The 14,909-nt window shown below is 63.3% G+C and carries 13 protein-coding genes; 5 read left to right on the top strand and 8 right to left on the bottom strand.

Translation table 11 applies throughout. From position 1 onward, the window contains the following. The first annotated feature begins 7 nt into the window (after positions 1 to 7). Together kynA and AABE10_RS06890 are read left to right on the top strand one after the other, a co-directional pair. A complete protein-coding gene (kynA, locus tag AABE10_RS06895; protein ID WP_342932544.1) occupies positions 8 to 952 on the top strand; it encodes a tryptophan 2,3-dioxygenase in 945 nt (314 codons plus the stop codon). Further along, complete coding sequence (locus AABE10_RS06890) at positions 949 to 1,227, top strand: hypothetical protein (protein ID WP_342932543.1); 279 nt, start codon at positions 949 to 951, stop codon at positions 1,225 to 1,227. The genes kynA and AABE10_RS06890 overlap by 4 nt, the downstream gene beginning before the upstream one ends. A gap of 686 nt (positions 1,228 to 1,913) precedes the next feature. On the opposite strand, the gene AABE10_RS06885 is transcribed toward AABE10_RS06890, so the two are convergent. From AABE10_RS06885 to AABE10_RS06850, 8 genes are all read right to left on the bottom strand, one after another. Continuing rightward, entirely contained in the window at positions 1,914 to 2,651 is a 738-nt protein-coding gene (locus AABE10_RS06885; RefSeq protein WP_342932542.1) for an SDR family oxidoreductase, read from the bottom strand. After that, positions 2,648 to 4,192: an FGGY-family carbohydrate kinase gene (locus AABE10_RS06880; protein ID WP_342932541.1), complete on the bottom strand. Its 1,545-nt coding sequence runs from the start codon at positions 4,190 to 4,192 to the stop codon at positions 2,648 to 2,650. Before AABE10_RS06880 ends, AABE10_RS06885 begins: the two co-directional genes overlap by 4 nt. A 72-nt stretch (positions 4,193 to 4,264) precedes the next feature. Beyond that, positions 4,265 to 5,353 (bottom strand): alcohol dehydrogenase catalytic domain-containing protein, encoded by a 1,089-nt coding sequence (locus AABE10_RS06875; protein ID WP_342932540.1) that lies wholly within the window; start codon positions 5,351 to 5,353, stop codon positions 4,265 to 4,267. Positions 5,354 to 5,396: 43 nt separating this feature from the next. Continuing rightward, positions 5,397 to 6,398 carry an ABC transporter permease gene (locus tag AABE10_RS06870; protein ID WP_342932539.1) on the bottom strand — a complete coding sequence of 334 codons (1,002 nt, stop codon included), beginning with the start codon at positions 6,396 to 6,398 and terminating at the stop codon, positions 5,397 to 5,399. Beyond that, entirely contained in the window at positions 6,385 to 7,920 is a 1,536-nt protein-coding gene (locus tag AABE10_RS06865) for a sugar ABC transporter ATP-binding protein (RefSeq protein ID WP_342932538.1), read from the bottom strand. The genes AABE10_RS06870 and AABE10_RS06865 overlap by 14 nt, the downstream gene beginning before the upstream one ends. 69 nt (positions 7,921 to 7,989) lie before the next feature. Next, positions 7,990 to 8,949: an ABC transporter substrate-binding protein gene (locus AABE10_RS06860; protein WP_342932537.1), complete on the bottom strand. Its 960-nt coding sequence runs from the start codon at positions 8,947 to 8,949 to the stop codon at positions 7,990 to 7,992. Positions 8,950 to 9,037: 88 nt separating this feature from the next. Further along, a complete protein-coding gene (locus tag AABE10_RS06855) occupies positions 9,038 to 10,060 on the bottom strand; it encodes an AraC family transcriptional regulator (RefSeq protein WP_342932536.1) in 1,023 nt (340 codons plus the stop codon). Positions 10,061 to 10,236: 176 nt separating this feature from the next. Beyond that, positions 10,237 to 10,410, bottom strand: coding sequence for a hypothetical protein (locus AABE10_RS06850; protein ID WP_342932535.1), 174 nt, complete (start codon positions 10,408 to 10,410; stop codon positions 10,237 to 10,239). Between the two features lie 205 nt (positions 10,411 to 10,615). On the opposite strand from AABE10_RS06850, the gene dalD reads away from it, so the two are divergent. The 3 genes from dalD to AABE10_RS06835 all read left to right on the top strand — a co-directional run bounded on the left by dalD (position 10,616) and on the right by AABE10_RS06835 (position 14,828). Then, positions 10,616 to 12,037, top strand: coding sequence for a D-arabinitol 4-dehydrogenase (gene dalD, locus AABE10_RS06845; protein ID WP_342932534.1), 1,422 nt, complete (start codon positions 10,616 to 10,618; stop codon positions 12,035 to 12,037). 215 nt (positions 12,038 to 12,252) lie between these two features. After that, positions 12,253 to 13,737, top strand: a complete 1,485-nt coding sequence (gene xylB / locus AABE10_RS06840; protein ID WP_342932533.1) for a xylulokinase — start codon at positions 12,253 to 12,255, stop codon at positions 13,735 to 13,737. Between the two features lie 113 nt (positions 13,738 to 13,850). Beyond that, entirely contained in the window at positions 13,851 to 14,828 is a 978-nt protein-coding gene (locus AABE10_RS06835) for a sugar-binding transcriptional regulator (protein WP_342932532.1), read from the top strand. Positions 14,829 to 14,909 lie beyond the last annotated feature (81 nt).

Below are 14,909 nucleotides of genomic sequence, written 5' to 3'. Positions count from 1 at the left end.
AACGACGATGACCGATCACATGAAGATGATGGAAGAGAAGCCCGCGCAAGGCTGTCCGTTCGGGCACGGCGGCACGCAGACGGCGCACCCCGATCACACTGGGCACGCGTCGCACATGGCCGCCGACGAAGACAAAGGCTGGCACGACGCGCAGCTCGATTTCTCGAAGTCGATGAGCTATGGCGACTATCTGTCGCTCGGCTCGATTCTGCACGCGCAGCATCCGCTTTCGCCCGATCACAACGAGATGCTGTTCATCATCCAGCATCAGACGAGCGAACTGTGGATGAAGCTCGCGCTGTACGAACTGCGCGCGGCGCTCGCGTGCGTGCATCGCGATGAATTGCCGCCTGCGTTCAAGATGCTTGCGCGCGTGTCGCGGATTCTCGAGCAGCTCGTGCAAGCGTGGAACGTACTGTCGACGATGACGCCATCGGAATACACGTCGATGCGGCCGTTCCTTGGAAGCTCGTCGGGGTTTCAGTCGTATCAGTATCGCGAGCTGGAGTTCATGCTCGGCAACAAGAACGAGCAGATGCTGAAGCCTCATGCGCATCACCCGGATATTCATGCCGAAGTGAAGGCGGCACTCGAAGCGCCATCGTTCTACGACGAAGTGATCCGTCTGCTGGCGCGGCGCGGCTTCGCGATCGATCCATCGCGGCTCGAACGCGACTGGACACAACCGACGCAGCACGATCCGTCAGTCGAAGCGGCCTGGCTCGAGGTGTATCGCAATCCGTCGCAGCATTGGGAGCTGTACGAGATGGCCGAAGAACTCGTCGATCTCGAAGACGCGTTTCGTCAGTGGCGCTTCAGGCATGTGACGACCGTCGAGCGGATCATCGGGTTCAAGCAGGGGACGGGCGGGACGAGCGGAGCGCCCTATCTGCGGAAAATGCTGGACGTGGTGCTGTTTCCTGAGTTGTGGCACGTAAGGACTGTTTTGTGATTTTTTGGTCTGCGACGGCTTTGCTGTTTTTATGGCTTGCAGCCGGCATTCGCGATGCGTTGTTCTGCTTTTATGGCTTGCCGCCGGCATCCGCGTTTAGCGCCTCATGGCGCGGGCGTTGGCCCTGTGCGGGGCGGCACTTGCTTTTGTTTGCAACAGCTTTTGTTTTTATGTTTTTGCCTTTGCGCTGGCATCCGCATATGCGCCTCGCGGCGCAGGCGTTGCCCCTGTGCGGGGCGGCACCTACTTTTCTTTGCCGCCGCAAAGAAAAGTAGGCAAAAGAAAGCGGGCTAACACCGCCAGCCCTTGACCACTGCCCACGGGCTCTCAACGTCCCCATCGCTCGCGCGGCGGCGTGCTCACTTGTGTTCGCTGCCAACGTTCTCGCTAAATGCCTCACCCGCTTCGCGCACGTATGGCACGGCTAAGGGCATGGAACGGTTCAGCGCCGCATGTCGGTAGTGAATGAGGATTGCCGTGTCGTGCGGGACGACGCCCTCGCTTGAGCCGCATCGCGTAGCGACGGTGTCCTGTGCGGTGCGAATGCCTACACACAGTTTGCCGCAAAGAAGCGCGCAAGACTTCGATGTCGCGAGCCGCAACGCGGGTGCATGAAGCAGGTGAGGCATCCGATAAATGCGCTGGCAACGTGCATGGGCCAGCAGATTGCCGTGTGAAGAACGGGAACGTTGAGAGCCCGTGGGTAAAGGTCAAGCACTAGCGGTGTGAGCGGCTTTCTTCTGCCTACTCTTCTTTGCCGCGGCAAAGAAGAGTAGGTGCCGCCCCGCACAGGGGCAACGCCTGCGCCGCGAGGCGCATATGCGGATGCCAGCGCAAAGGCAAAAACACCAAAACAAAAGCTGTTGCAAACAAAAGCAAGTGCCGCCCCGCACAGGGGCAACGCCTGCGCCGCGAGGCGCATCGCGGATGCCAGCGATAAAGGCAAAAGACCATAAGGGCATCACCTCGCGGTATACCCACCATCAACCGGCAGCGTCACACCACTGATCATCGAAGCCGCGTCGCTCAGCAAAAACAAAATCGGCTCGGCCACTTCACGCGGTTCAGCGAACCGCTTCAAAGGAATCGCCTGCAACGCGGGATCGCGTTTCGCCGGCTCGCTCCACGCCTTCACGGCCATCGGCGTCAACGTCACCGTCGGATTCACGCTGTTCACGCGTATGCCATGCGGTCCAAGCTCGACGCACAGCACACGCGTGATCGCATCCATCGCCGCCTTCGACGCGCAATAGCTCAGATGATCGTCGAGCCCCACAAGGGCCGCCTGGCTCGACACGTTGACGATGCTGCCCGCGCGCTTCGCATCGATCATCGCGCGCGCCACATGTCGCGCGACGAGCGCCGCGCCACGCGCGTTCACGTTCATCACGCTGTCGAAGCTCGCCGCCGTCGTATCGATCGCGCGTTCGAGCACCGTCGTGCCGGCACAATTCACGAGTCCATCAAGGACATCGAGCGATCCTAACGCGTCATCAATGGCCCCTTCATCGCCGACATCCAAAACCAGCGGCTCGCAGCCCGTCTCCTCAGCGAGCCGCGCAAGCTCGCTGACGTTGCGCGCCGCCGCGACGACTTGTGCGCCGCTCGCGCACAGTAGCTCGACGGTCACGCGGCCGATGCCGCTCGATGCGCCCGTCACGAGGATCGAGCGTCCGGAAAAATCGAAGGTCGCGTTCATTTCGCTTGCAGCCGATGCATGACAGGCTTCAGTGCCGGATACAGATCCGTGTAGATGGAAAAGCGCTCTGCGTACAATGCCTGGCGCGCAGGATCGGGCTTCACGCGCTCGACGAGCCTCACCCAGCCGCCGCGCGCCGTCTCTTGCGAAATCAGCTTCACACCGTACGCGGCCAGCAGCGCCGCGCCCATCGCCGCTTCCACCTCCTGCTCGATCGTATGAACGGGAAAGCCGGTGACGTCCGCGATGATCGACATCCACAGGTCCGAATGCGCCGCGCCGCCGACGACGATCAGCTTGTCGTCGAGCGACTTCGCGCCCTTGCGCCCCGCGACGATATTGTGTTGCAACGCGAACGCGACGCCTTCGAGCACCGCGCGATACAGATGCGCGCGCGTGTGATAAAGACTCAGGCCGACGAACGCGCCGCTCGCCTTCGCGTCCCACACGGGACTACGCTCGCCCATCAGATACGGCAAGAACATCACGCCATCCGAGCCCGCCGGTATGTGCGCGGCGTCTTCTTCGAGCAATTGATGCGGGTCGCCGTCCGGTATCGCTCGCGCCGCTTCGATCTCCGCCTGACAGAACTGCTCGCGATACCACGTCACCGATGCACCCGCCGTAATCGCGCCGCCGAACACGTAGATGTCGTGCTGGCCGTTGAACACATGCGGCATGCTGACGAGACCGTGCCGCGCATCGACGCTCTGGTTGATGTAGCCCCAGCACATGCTCGTGCCGATCATCGCGACATGCTGGCCCGCGCGCGTCACGCCCGCCGCGTAAGTGGCCATTGCCGCATCGACGCCGCCCGCGACGATCGCGGTGCCCGCTTCGAGTCCGAATTGTTCTGTCCATTGCGACAGCAGGCCGCCCACCACGTCCGACGATTCGACGAGATGCTCGGGCATCATCGTCGCGGGAATGCCGAGCATGTCGAGCGCTTCATCGGACCAGTCGCGTTTCGCGATGTCATACACGCCGCCGATGTTGCCCGCCGAACTGTGATCGACGGCCACTTCACCCGTCAGCAGATAGATCACATAGGCATTCGGCGGCAGGAAGAAGCGCGTATTGGCCCATACGTTCGGCTCGTTCTCGCGCAGCCACAGCATCTTCGTGTAGCCGTAGTAGCTGTCGACGCCATTGCCCGTGATCGCATGGAGCCGGTCGACATCGACGTTGTTGCGCACCCACTCGACCTGAGCCGTCGCGCGCCGGTCCATCCAGATCAGACACGGATACAGCGGCTTCATTTCGCTATCGACGGGAATACCGGAGCCGCCATACAGGCTGCTCACGCACACGGCCTTGATCGCGTTCGATGCGACGCCCGCCTCGCGCGCTTTCGCGACACAGCGCGCAATGCATTCGACGACGGCCTTCATCCACACCGTCGGCCACTGCTCGGCCCACAACGGCTTCGGCGTATCCGGGTGATAGCCGCTCGAATGCTGCGCGACGATTGCGCCGTTCTCGTCGACGAGCACCGCCTTCGTGCTCTGCGTGCCGATATCGACGCCGATGACGTAATTCATAGTGTCTCCGTGTGCGCGCCTTTGCGACGCGCACTGTCTGTTTTCCTTCGGAATGACGGATCAGGCACGGGACTATCGGGCCGGCTTCATCAGCACCTTGATCGAATCGAGCGAGTTCGCGACCTTGATCGCTTCGTCCCACTCTTCGAGAGAGAAGCCATGTGTGACGATGCCTTTCGATGTGACGAGCCCACGCGCCAGCAGGTCGATCGCAACCGGATAGCAGTAAGGCCCGAGATGCGCGCCGCGTACATCGAGTTCCTTGCGGTCGCCGATGATCGACCAGTCCATTGTAGTCTCGGCGCCGAACACGGAAAACTCGACAAAACGCCCGAGCTTGCGAATGAGGTCCATGCCCTGATTCACGCCGGCAGGCACGCCCGTCGTTTCGATGTAGACGTCGCAGCCATAGTTGTCCGTCAACGACCGGATGATGGCGAGCGCATCGTCGTTCTTCGGATTGATCGTCACGTCCGCGCCGTATTCGCGCGCGAGTTCGAGACGCTCGTCGACCAGATCGATCACGACGAGCTTCTTCGGCGTTTTCAGATGCGCGACTTGCGTCATCATCAGACCGAGCGGACCCGCGCCCGCGATCACGACCACATCGTCCAGTTGAATGTCGCCGCGGTTGACGGTGTGAATCGCGCACGCGAGCGGCTCGATGATCGCGGCATCTTCGAGCGAGATGCCGTCGGGAATCTTGTGGACGATTGCCGTCGGCGGAATGCGCATGTATTCGGCCATGCCGCCGTCCGCGACTTCGCGCTGAAAGCCGAAGATGTTGTGCACTTCGCACATCCAGTATTGGCCGGACTTGCAGTAGCGGCACTTGCCGCACGGCACGATCTGCTCGGCAATCACGCGATCGCCCTTCTTCACGCCGAAGTGTTCCGCGGCGCCTTCGCCGAGTTCTTCCACGTAGCCGAAGAACTCGTGGCCGGGAATCACGGGCGCCTTGACCCATGGGCTCGGGCCGCCCCAGAACATCTTCGCGCCCGAATGGCATTTGCAGTCGCTCGCGCAGATGCCGCACGCGGCGATGCGGATCACGAGTTCGTGCGCGCGCGCCTGCGGTTTCGTCACGCGTTCGACGCGATAGTCCTTCGGCGCGTGGCACACGATCGCCGTCATGCTTTTGGTGGTGTCCTGAGTGGTCATTGCATTGCCCTGCTTTTAAGGGGAGAACAAAGGAAAGGGAAATTCACTTCTTGCGGTCGCGGCTGATGTAGATCGCGAGCAGAATGATTCCGCCCTTGATCACGTTCTGCACGTATGGATTCACGCCGACCATGTTGAGGCCATTGTTCAGCACGCCGAGCAGCAGCGCGCCGATCAGCGTGCCGATGATCGAGCCGCGTCCACCCGATATCGACGTACCGCCCATCACCACAGCTGCAATCGCATCGAGCTCGAAGCCGACGCCCGCATTCGGCTGGCCGCTCATCAAGCGCGACGTGAGTACGATGGCCGCGAACGACGACGTCAAACCCGCAAGCGTGTAGACGATCAGCTTCACGCGCGCGACGCGCACGCCGGAAAGACGCGTCGCCTGCTCATTGCCGCCGATCGCATACACGTAGCGGCCGAACGGCATGCGTTCGAGCAGCAGCCACGCGATCGCATAGACGACGAGCATGATGAGCACAGGCGCCTGAATGCCGAACACCTTGCCGCTGCCGAAGAAACTCACCCAGTCGGGCAGGCCGTCGATCGGATAGCCGCCCGTGTAGATCAGCGCGAGGCCGCGCGCGATGCCCATCGTCGCGAGCGTGACGATGATGGGCGGCATGCCCGCGAACGCAACGAAGAAGCCGTTGCCGAAACCGAAGCCGAGGCCGACAGCAATGCCGATCGCGATCGCGGCGACGCCGTTGAGCCCCGCCACCATCAGGCCCGCGGCTAGCGTGCCCGAGAGCGCCATCACGGAACCGACGGACAGATCGATGCCGCCCGTCAAGATCACGGCCGTCATGCCGACGGCGATGATCGCGTTGATCGACACCTGGCGCAGCACGTTCTCGAGATTCGCCGCCGACAGAAAGCTGTCGCTCGCGAACACCATCACGATGCACACCACGAGCAAGCCGATGAACGGATAGAACAGCGTTGAGCGTTTGATGCTCGCCCAGTTGAGGCGCAACGGCGCGCCTGGCGTATCGGACGCGACGGTCGATGTCTTGGAGGAAGTATCAGGCGTGTTCATGCTGTGTTGCTCCACGAGTGCCGGCTGTCGCACCAGCGGTTGCGTAAGTCATCACGGCGTTCGATTCGATCTGGTCGCCTTCGAGCATCGCTTCGATGCGGCCCTGCCGGAACACGGCGACGCGATCGCACATGCCGACAATCTCCGGCAGTTCCGACGAGATCATGATGATCGAGTAGCCGCGCGCAGTGAGCTCGCGCATCAGCAGATAGATTTCCGCTTTCGCGCCGACGTCGATGCCGCGCGTCGGCTCGTCGAAGATCAGGATGTTCGTGTGGTGATTGAGCCAGCGCGCGATCACCACTTTCTGCTGATTGCCGCCCGACAGCGTCGCGACTTCCGTGTTCATCGTCGGTGCCTTCACGCCGACGCGCTTCATGATGTCGGCCGTTGCGCGCGCTTCGTTGCCATGATCGATGAAGAAGCGCGCGGCGCGGTACTTGCCGAGGTTGTTGATCGAGATGTTCTGCTTGATCGAGAACGACGTGATCAGCCCTTCCGTCTTGCGGCTTTCGGGCAGTATGCCGATGCCGGACTTCAATGCGTCGGCGGGATCGGACAGATTGGCCGGCGCGCCGTTGATGCGAACGTCCTTCACGTGCGCCGCATCCGCGCCGATGACGGCGAGCGCCGTCTCCGTGCGCCCCGAGCCGACGAGTCCCGCAAAGCCGAGTATTTCCCCTTCGCGCAGCGTGAAGCGATTCACGGGGCCGTCCTTGTGCAACTGCAATGCGTTCACTTCGAGCACGACCTTTGCATCGACGGGCAGCGCGGGCTTCGGCGGAAAGCTGCTTTCGATCTTGCGTCCGACCATCATCTCGACGAGCCGGCCGACGTCCGTCTTTGCCACATCCGTCATGCCGACATACTGGCCGTCGCGCAATACGGTGATGCGGTCGCACACTTCGAAAATTTCTTCGAGGTGGTGCGAGATGAAAATCATCGCGACGCCGTGCCGCTTCAGGTCGCGCATGATCGTGAAGAGGTGCTCGGCTTCGGCGGGCGTGAGCGTCGCCGTCGGTTCGTCGAGAATCAGGATGCGCGCGTTCAGCGACAACGCCTTGCCGATTTCGACGAACTGCTGCTGCGCGACCGACAGTTCGCGAATCGGCACGGACAGATCGATCGCGACGCCGAGCCGCGCGAAAATCTCGGCCGCCGCGCGCCGCATCTGCGTGCGATCGAGCATCCCGAAGCGATTGCGCAACTCGCGTCCGAGGAACATGTTCTCGACGGCGTTCAAGTACGGAATCAGGCTGAACTCCTGAAACACGATGCCGACGCCCGCCGCGACGGCATCGTGATAGTTCGCGAAGTGCCGCGCTTCGCCGTCGATCACGATCGTGCCGTCGTCGGGTTGATAGATGCCGCACAGGATTTTCATCAACGTCGACTTGCCCGCGCCGTTCTCGCCGAGCAGCGCGTGAATCTCGCCGCGCGCGATCTCGAGATGAATGCGCTGCAACGCCTTCACGCCGGGAAAGCTCTTCGTGATGTTGTCGAGTTTGAGGACCGTGTCCATCGCGTTTCCTTGTTCATGCAGTGACGCTTGCCTGAAAAAAACAAGCGTCACTGCAAGGCAACACATCGCTTACCAGCTGAAGCCCTTCGCGTTGTCCTTGTCGACGAGCTTCACGTCGACGGGAATCGCCTTCGGCACATTGGCGCCCCACTTCTTCGCGAGCGCCACGCCGATCGCGAGACGGATCTGGTCGCGCGGGAATTGCGCGGACGTTTCGATGAACTTCGAGTTCGGCTTCTGGATCGCGGTGATCGCTTCAGGCGCGCCGTCGACGCTCGTCAGCTTGATGTCCTTGCCCGATGATTCGATCGCGGACAACGCGCCCATCGAGCCGCCGTCGTTCACGCTGAAGATGCCCTTCAGGTTCGGATGCGCCTGAATCATGTTCTCGGTGACGGACAGCGCCGTCGCGCGCTCCTGCTTGCCGTTCTGCGTATCGACGAGCTTCACGTTCGGGAACTTCGCGAGCGCCGCCTTGCACCCGCGCACGCGTTCGAGAATCGGCACGACGGGAATGCCGTCGAGAATCGCCACTTCGCCGCTGCCGCCGATTGCTTTCGCAAGGTACTCGCACGACATCTGCCCCGCGTCGAAATTCTTCGAGCCGACGAACGAATCGACGGGACCGTTCGCGTTCGCATCGACGGCGACGACCACGGCGCCCGCTTTCTTCGCCGACGTCACGGCCGACTGGATGCCCGTCGAGTCGGTCGGGTTCACGAGCAGGATGTCGATCTTCTTCTGGAGCATGTCTTCGACGTCGCTCACCTGCTTGCTCACGTCGTGATGCGCATCGGTGACGACGACCGTCGCGCCGATCGATGCGGCGGCGTCGTTCAGCGCCTTTTGCATCGTCACGAAATACGGGTTGTTCAGTTCCTGGAACGTCATGCCGATTTTCAGCGGCGCGGCGTTGGCAGTCGCCGGCGCAAGAAGCGGCGCGCCGAGCATCACGGCGGCGAAGGTCAGCGCGGCGCGCAGGCGCAATGTGCGCGTAGGGTGCGTAGGGTGCGAAGCGGTGTGCGTCATGGTTGTCTCCATTTATGAGGATGAGTGCGTCCCTCGCGCGATTCGGGCGCGCGATGAGTGGGTGAAACGTCGTTGATGCCGGAGTGCTCTATGTCGTGGCGACTGGCGAGCCCAGAGGCGGATACGCCGCAGGTGCGGCGCGCGGCTGAGCGTGCGCATGGTTTCGCGCCTGCACGGCGGGCACGATCGAGGGCGCGTTCGCGATGCCCTTGCCGAGCGCGGCTGCCGCTTCGGAAGCATCGCGGCTCGCGTCGTTCAGTTGCTGGAAGCGGCGGAACTTCGATGGGGCCATGCCCTTCGCCGTGAGGAACTGCCGGTTGAAGTTCGACAGATTGTTGAAGCCGACCTTGTAGCAGATGTCGGTGACGCTCAGCTCGTCATCCATCAGCAGCTGACATGCGAGATTGATGCGCATGCGGTTCACGTACTGCACGAACGGCAGGCCCGTATGGCGTCGGAAGTATCGCGAGAAGGCGCTCACGCTCTGCCCCGCGAGCTGCGCGAGATCGGATTCGCGCAACTCCGACGCGAGGTTCTTGCCGATATATGACAGCACATGGTTGATGCGCGTCGATGCATAGCTGGTCGGGTCGCTTTGATACGCGGGGCTCGCGAGCAGTTCGCGGTCGCTTGCGTTCAACAGGATTTCCATCATCGACAGGAACAGCACGATGCGGCGCAGGCCGCGCGCCTCGAGCAGTTCCATGAAGAGCGGCTGGATCGCGGCGCTCGTCTGCGCGCCGAACGACACGCCGCGCCGCGAATCGGCGAGCAGCGCTTCGAGCGTGCGCCATTCGGGGAAGCTCTCCGTGCAATGCGCGACGAAGTCCTGGCCGAACTGCACGACGAGATTGCGCTGCGCGATCGTCACGCCTTCGGGCACTTCGCTGACCCAGTTGTGCGGCAGGTTCGGACCCATCAGCACGAGATTGCCCGGCGCGAAACTGCCGATGTAATCGCCGACGAACATCTTGCCCGTCGTCGCGACGATCAGATGGATTTCGAATTCCGGATGAAAATGCCAGCGCACGGTGCGGTACGGAAAGCCGTGATACCACACCTTGAACGACTCGTCGCGTCGCACGCTGACCAGTTCCAGATCGGGTTGCACGTCGGTCCTCCTCCTGTTCCTTCGTCCGGCGCCTTGCGTTTCGCGTCTCGCGGGCACCATCGGCTTCATTGCTCTTGTGTAGCGAAAGTTAGACCCCGAGGGCAATCGCGGCCACTAGAAATGAGACCGTCGACTGATACTTTTTTGCATTCGGGTTAGTCCTGGCCTCCTGGCTGTCAAATTTGATGCAACGCAACAGCCAGCCCACCGGCCGCCCGCCAACGTTTCTGCCAACGTTTCGCGGCCAAAGCATCAGCCGTTGAAAAGCCCGTCCCGCCGCGCCGCGCAACGATCCGCCGTGAAAAAGCACCGTCCTTCGCCTTGACTTTCGATCGGCCGAATACGATCATTAGTTCACGTTGAGAGCAAATGCTCTTGATTCGAATCGTCGGCTCATGTCGCCGAGACAGCTTCTAGACTTATCCCAAGTAACGCACGCGAAAGACCGTGCGCATAAGACTTCATTAGCATCGGACCCGGCAACGCATGGAGCGGGAGTCAGCGCGAAAGCGCCTCTCGTCGACATGCCGCCCCGGGTCGACACAGGAGACGCACATGAACAGCGGCCAAAGCAGCGGCGCAAACAACGGCGCTAGCACGCAGGTGATCCTGCACATCGGCGCGGGATCGTTTCATCGCGCGCATCAGGCGTGGTATCTGCACCGGCTCAACGAAGCGAGTCAGCCTGGCGATACGCACTGGTCGCTCACCGTCGGCAATATCCGCAGCGACATGAATGCCGTCGCCGATGCGTTGGCCGCGCAGAACGGCGTCTACACGCTCGAAACCGTCACGCCACAAGGCAAGCGCGACTACGAGACGATCCGCTCGATCAGGCGCGTGGTGCCGTGGTCGGCGAATCTCGATGGGCTCGTCGAAGCGGGCGCCGATCCCGCGTGCAAGATCATCGCGTTCACCGTGACGGAAGGCGGCTACTACCTCGACGAGCACCACAAGCTCGACACGGCGAATCCCGATCTGTCCGCCGATCTGAACGGCGCGCGCACCACGATCTACGGCGCGCTCGCCGCGATCCTCGAAGCGCGGATGCAGCGCAACGCCGGCCCCGTCACGCTGCAAACCTGCGACAACCTGCGCAGCAACGGCGAGCGCTTCCGCGCGGGCATGACCGAGTTTCTGGAGCGGCGCGGCGCGAGCGCGCTGCGTCAATGGTTCGATGCGAACACAGCATGTCCGAACTCGATGGTCGACCGGATCACGCCGCGCCCGACACCCGATGTGCGCGAGCGCGTGAAGGCGGCGACGGGCGTCGACGATGCATGCCCCGTGATGGGCGAATCGTTCATCCAGTGGGTGATCGAGGATCACTTCATTGCTGGGCGGCCGGCGTGGGAGCAGGTCGGCGCGGAGATGGTCGAATCGGTGCTGCCGTATGAAGAGGCGAAGATCCGCATTCTCAACGCGACACACAGCTGCATCGCGTGGGCGGGCACGCTGGTGGGCCTCTCGTATATCCACGAAGGCACGCACGATCTGGAAATCCGCCAGTTCGCGCACGACTATGTGACACAGGACGTGATCCCCTGCCTCGCGCCGAGTCCGCTCGATCTCGCGAAGTACCGCGACGTCGTGCTCGAACGCTTCGGCAATCCTTATATCCAGGACACGAATCAGCGCGTCGCCGCCGATGGCTTCTCGAAGATCCCCGGCTTCATCGCGCCGACGCTTGCCGAGTGCTTCGAGCGCAAGGTCGAACCGAACGCGACGGCGATGCTGCCCGCGCTCTTCTTCCGCTTTCTCGACAGATGGCAGCGCGGCCAGTTGCCGTACACGTACCAGGACGGCGTGATGGACGAGAGCGTTGCGCGCGGCTTCTTCAAGGCATCCGATCCGGTGCAGGCCTACTGCGCGGACCGTCTGCTCTGGGGCAGCATGGCGGGCACGGCTTCGCTCGAGAAAGTGGTGCGCGCGGCGCTCGAACGCGTCGATGCGTGGCTCGCGAAGCGCGGCGCGTGAAGATGACCAAACCCGGCTAAAACCGTCGACATCACTTTGCTCGACTGATGACAGCATGGCCGCGCGTGTAAATGCATCCACACTGCATCCACGCGCGGCCGTTCCCATTGATCGCCGCGTTCGAAGCCTGCCGTGCGTCAGGTCTATTGCGCATGGCATCGCCAGCGGCATGCGGCTAAAGTAGCGCATCTCCTACCGACGAAGGTTTCGCGCCCATGTATCTCGGCATCGACCTCGGCACGTCCGAAGTGAAAGTCCTGCTGCTCGCGTCCGACGGACGCGTGATCGGCACGGCGGGTTCTCCGTTCACCGTTTCGCGTCCGCATCAGCGCTGGTCGGAGCAGAATCCGTCCGACTGGTGGCAAGGCACGCGCGCCGCGCTCTTCGCGTTGCGCGACCGTTACCCGGAGCAGTTCGCGCAGATTCGCGGCATCGGGCTGTCGGGGCAGATGCACGGCGCGGTGCTGCTCGACAACGAAGACCGCGTGCTGCGTCCCGCGATTCTATGGAACGACATGCGCGCCGTCGAGGAGTGCGATGAGCTTTACCGGCGCGCGCCGGACCTGCATCGCATCGCCGGCAATCTGGCGATGCCCGGCTTCACCGCGCCCAAGCTGCTGTGGGTCGCGCGCCATGAGCCGGAGATCTTCCGGCAGACGGCCTGCGTGCTGCTGCCAAAAGACTATCTGCGCCTTCAACTGACGGGCGACAAGGTCTCCGATCCATCCGACGCAGCGGGCACGCTGTGGCTCGACGTCGCGCAGCGAGACTGGTCCGATACCTTGCTCGCCGCCTGCGACCTGAACCGCTCGCATATGCCGCGTCTCGCGGAAGGCAGCGCGCCGTCGGGCATGCTGCTTCCCGAACTCGCGCGCGAGCTGGGTTTGCGCGAACCCGTCGTGGTCGCGGCGGGCGGCGGCGACAACGCGACGAGCGCAATCGGCATCGGCGCGACGCAGCCAGGCGACGGTTTCGTGTCGCTCGGCACGTCAGGTGTGTTGTGCGTGATCGGCAACAGTTTCCGGCCGAATCCGGAGTCGGCCGTGCACGCGTTCTGCCATGCGATTCCCGACCGCTGGCATCAGATGAGCGTGGTGCTGTCGGCGGCGAGCTGCTTGCGCTGGGTTTGCAAGCTGACGTCCACCGACGAACCGACGCTGCTCGCGGAAGTCGAAAAGCTGCCCGACGACGCGCTCGCGACTGCGCCGCTCTTCCTGCCGTATCTGTCCGGCGAGCGCACGCCGCACAACGATCCGTATTCGCAAGGCGTGTTCTTCGGCATGACGCACGCGACCGATCGCGCGCTGCTCGGCTATGCGGTGCTCGAAGGCGTGACGCTTGCGCTGACGGATGGCCTCGACGCGTTGCGCGCGGCGGGCACCGAAGTAAGCGCGCTGTCGCTGCTCGGCGGTGGCGCGCGCAGCAACTACTGGGCGCAACTGCTCGCCGATTCGCTGAACACGGCGACGCGCAAGCACGGCGGCGGCGAAACGGGCGCGGCGCTCGGCGCGGCGCGTCTGGGCTGGCTCGCGGCGGGCGGCGATCCGTCGACGGTGCTCACCAAGCCGCCCGTCGAAATCGAATTCACGCCGAACACGCGGCGTCATGCCGTGCTGCGCGAGCGGCTCGCCAGCTATCGCGCGCTGTATCGGCACGTGAAGCCGATGTTCGTGCCCGCGCGCGATGCAAACGCCGCGTAATGTGAGGCCGTGATGCGCACTACGACGAATGCGCACGGTATGCAGCACGCCAGAACGTCCGATGCGGGCTGCCTGGTGTTACGCGCTTCGGCGCAATCCTGAGCGAACCCATCGTGCCCAAGTCCACCGAAAAGCTCGATCTCGCGACGCGCGCCGCCTGGCTCTACTACGTCGCCGGCAATACGCAGAACGAGATCGCCGAAAAACTGCAGGTGTCGCGGCCCGTCGCGCAGCGGCTGGTCGCGTTCGCCGTCGAGAAGAACCTGATCCGCGTGCGCGTCGATCATCAGCTTGCGGACTGCCTGTCGCTCGCCGCGCAGTTGTCGAAGCGCTACGGGCTGTCGATGTGCGAAGTCGTGCCCGTCGACAACGACAATCCCGAAGAGATCGACCGCAAGCTCGCCGTCGCGGGCGCGCAGGTCATGGAGCGCTATCTCGGCGAGGAACGGCCGATGGTCGTCGCCGTGAGCAGCGGGCGCACGTTGAAGGCAGTCGTCGATCAGGTCGCGCAACTGGAGCGGCCGCAGCATCGGCTCGTGTCGATGGTCGGCGCGATCGCGCAAGACGGTTCGTCGAACCGCTACGACGTCGCGCTGCACATCTCCGAAAAGACGGGCGGCAAGCACTTCCTGCTGCCCGCGCCGCTGATCGCCGACAGCGAAGCGGAACGCGCGCAGTGGTGCAATCACCGTCTGTACCGGATCGTCGAGTCGCTGTCGGGCGAAGCGGACGTGGCGTTCGTCGGCATCGGCAATATCGGCTTGCATTGTCCGCTGCATGAGGATGGCTTCATCACGTCGGATGAGGTGGAGGAACTGGTGTCGCTGGGCGCCGTCGCCGAATTGCTCGGCCTGCCCATCGATGCCGACGGCGCGCGCGTCGAATCGCCGACGGGCCGCCGCGTGACGAGCTTGCGGCTCGATTCGCCGCCGAAGCGTCCCGTGATCGGCTTTGCGGGCGGCGAGCGCAAGCGCAATGCAGTGATCGCCGCGCTCAAGGGCGGCTGGCTGTCGGGACTCGTCACCGACGAACTTTGCGCGCGCGCCGCGCTTAATCACGGCGCGGATGTGGCCGTCGCGTCACGCGCTTGATGCGAGCACGCTAGCGCGGCATGGAGCGCATCAAGCGCTCGGCATGGCGTCGTAGGTCGGCGGCGGCACGCTGACGCGCGC

The sequence above is a fragment of the Paraburkholderia diazotrophica genome, from assembly GCF_038900755.1.
Classification (GTDB): domain Bacteria; phylum Pseudomonadota; class Gammaproteobacteria; order Burkholderiales; family Burkholderiaceae; genus Paraburkholderia; species Paraburkholderia diazotrophica_A.
Note: the sequence above shows the minus strand (reverse complement) of the source record. Positions and strands in the feature narration are given on the sequence as shown.

Coding starts and splice junctions, on each gene's coding strand:
- kynA (WP_342932544.1), top strand. CDS start 8: ATGACCGATCACATGAAGATGATGGAAGAGAAGCCCGCGCAAGGCTGT.
- AABE10_RS06885 (WP_342932542.1), bottom strand. CDS start 2,651: ATGAACGCGACCTTCGATTTTTCCGGACGCTCGATCCTCGTGACGGGC.
- AABE10_RS06880 (WP_342932541.1), bottom strand. CDS start 4,192: ATGAATTACGTCATCGGCGTCGATATCGGCACGCAGAGCACGAAGGCG.
- AABE10_RS06875 (WP_342932540.1), bottom strand. CDS start 5,353: ATGACCACTCAGGACACCACCAAAAGCATGACGGCGATCGTGTGCCAC.
- AABE10_RS06870 (WP_342932539.1), bottom strand. CDS start 6,398: ATGAACACGCCTGATACTTCCTCCAAGACATCGACCGTCGCGTCCGAT.
- AABE10_RS06865 (WP_342932538.1), bottom strand. CDS start 7,920: ATGGACACGGTCCTCAAACTCGACAACATCACGAAGAGCTTTCCCGGC.
- AABE10_RS06860 (WP_342932537.1), bottom strand. CDS start 8,949: ATGACGCACACCGCTTCGCACCCTACGCACCCTACGCGCACATTGCGC.
- AABE10_RS06850 (WP_342932535.1), bottom strand. CDS start 10,410: ATGATCGTATTCGGCCGATCGAAAGTCAAGGCGAAGGACGGTGCTTTT.
- dalD (WP_342932534.1), top strand. CDS start 10,616: ATGAACAGCGGCCAAAGCAGCGGCGCAAACAACGGCGCTAGCACGCAG.
- xylB (WP_342932533.1), top strand. CDS start 12,253: ATGTATCTCGGCATCGACCTCGGCACGTCCGAAGTGAAAGTCCTGCTG.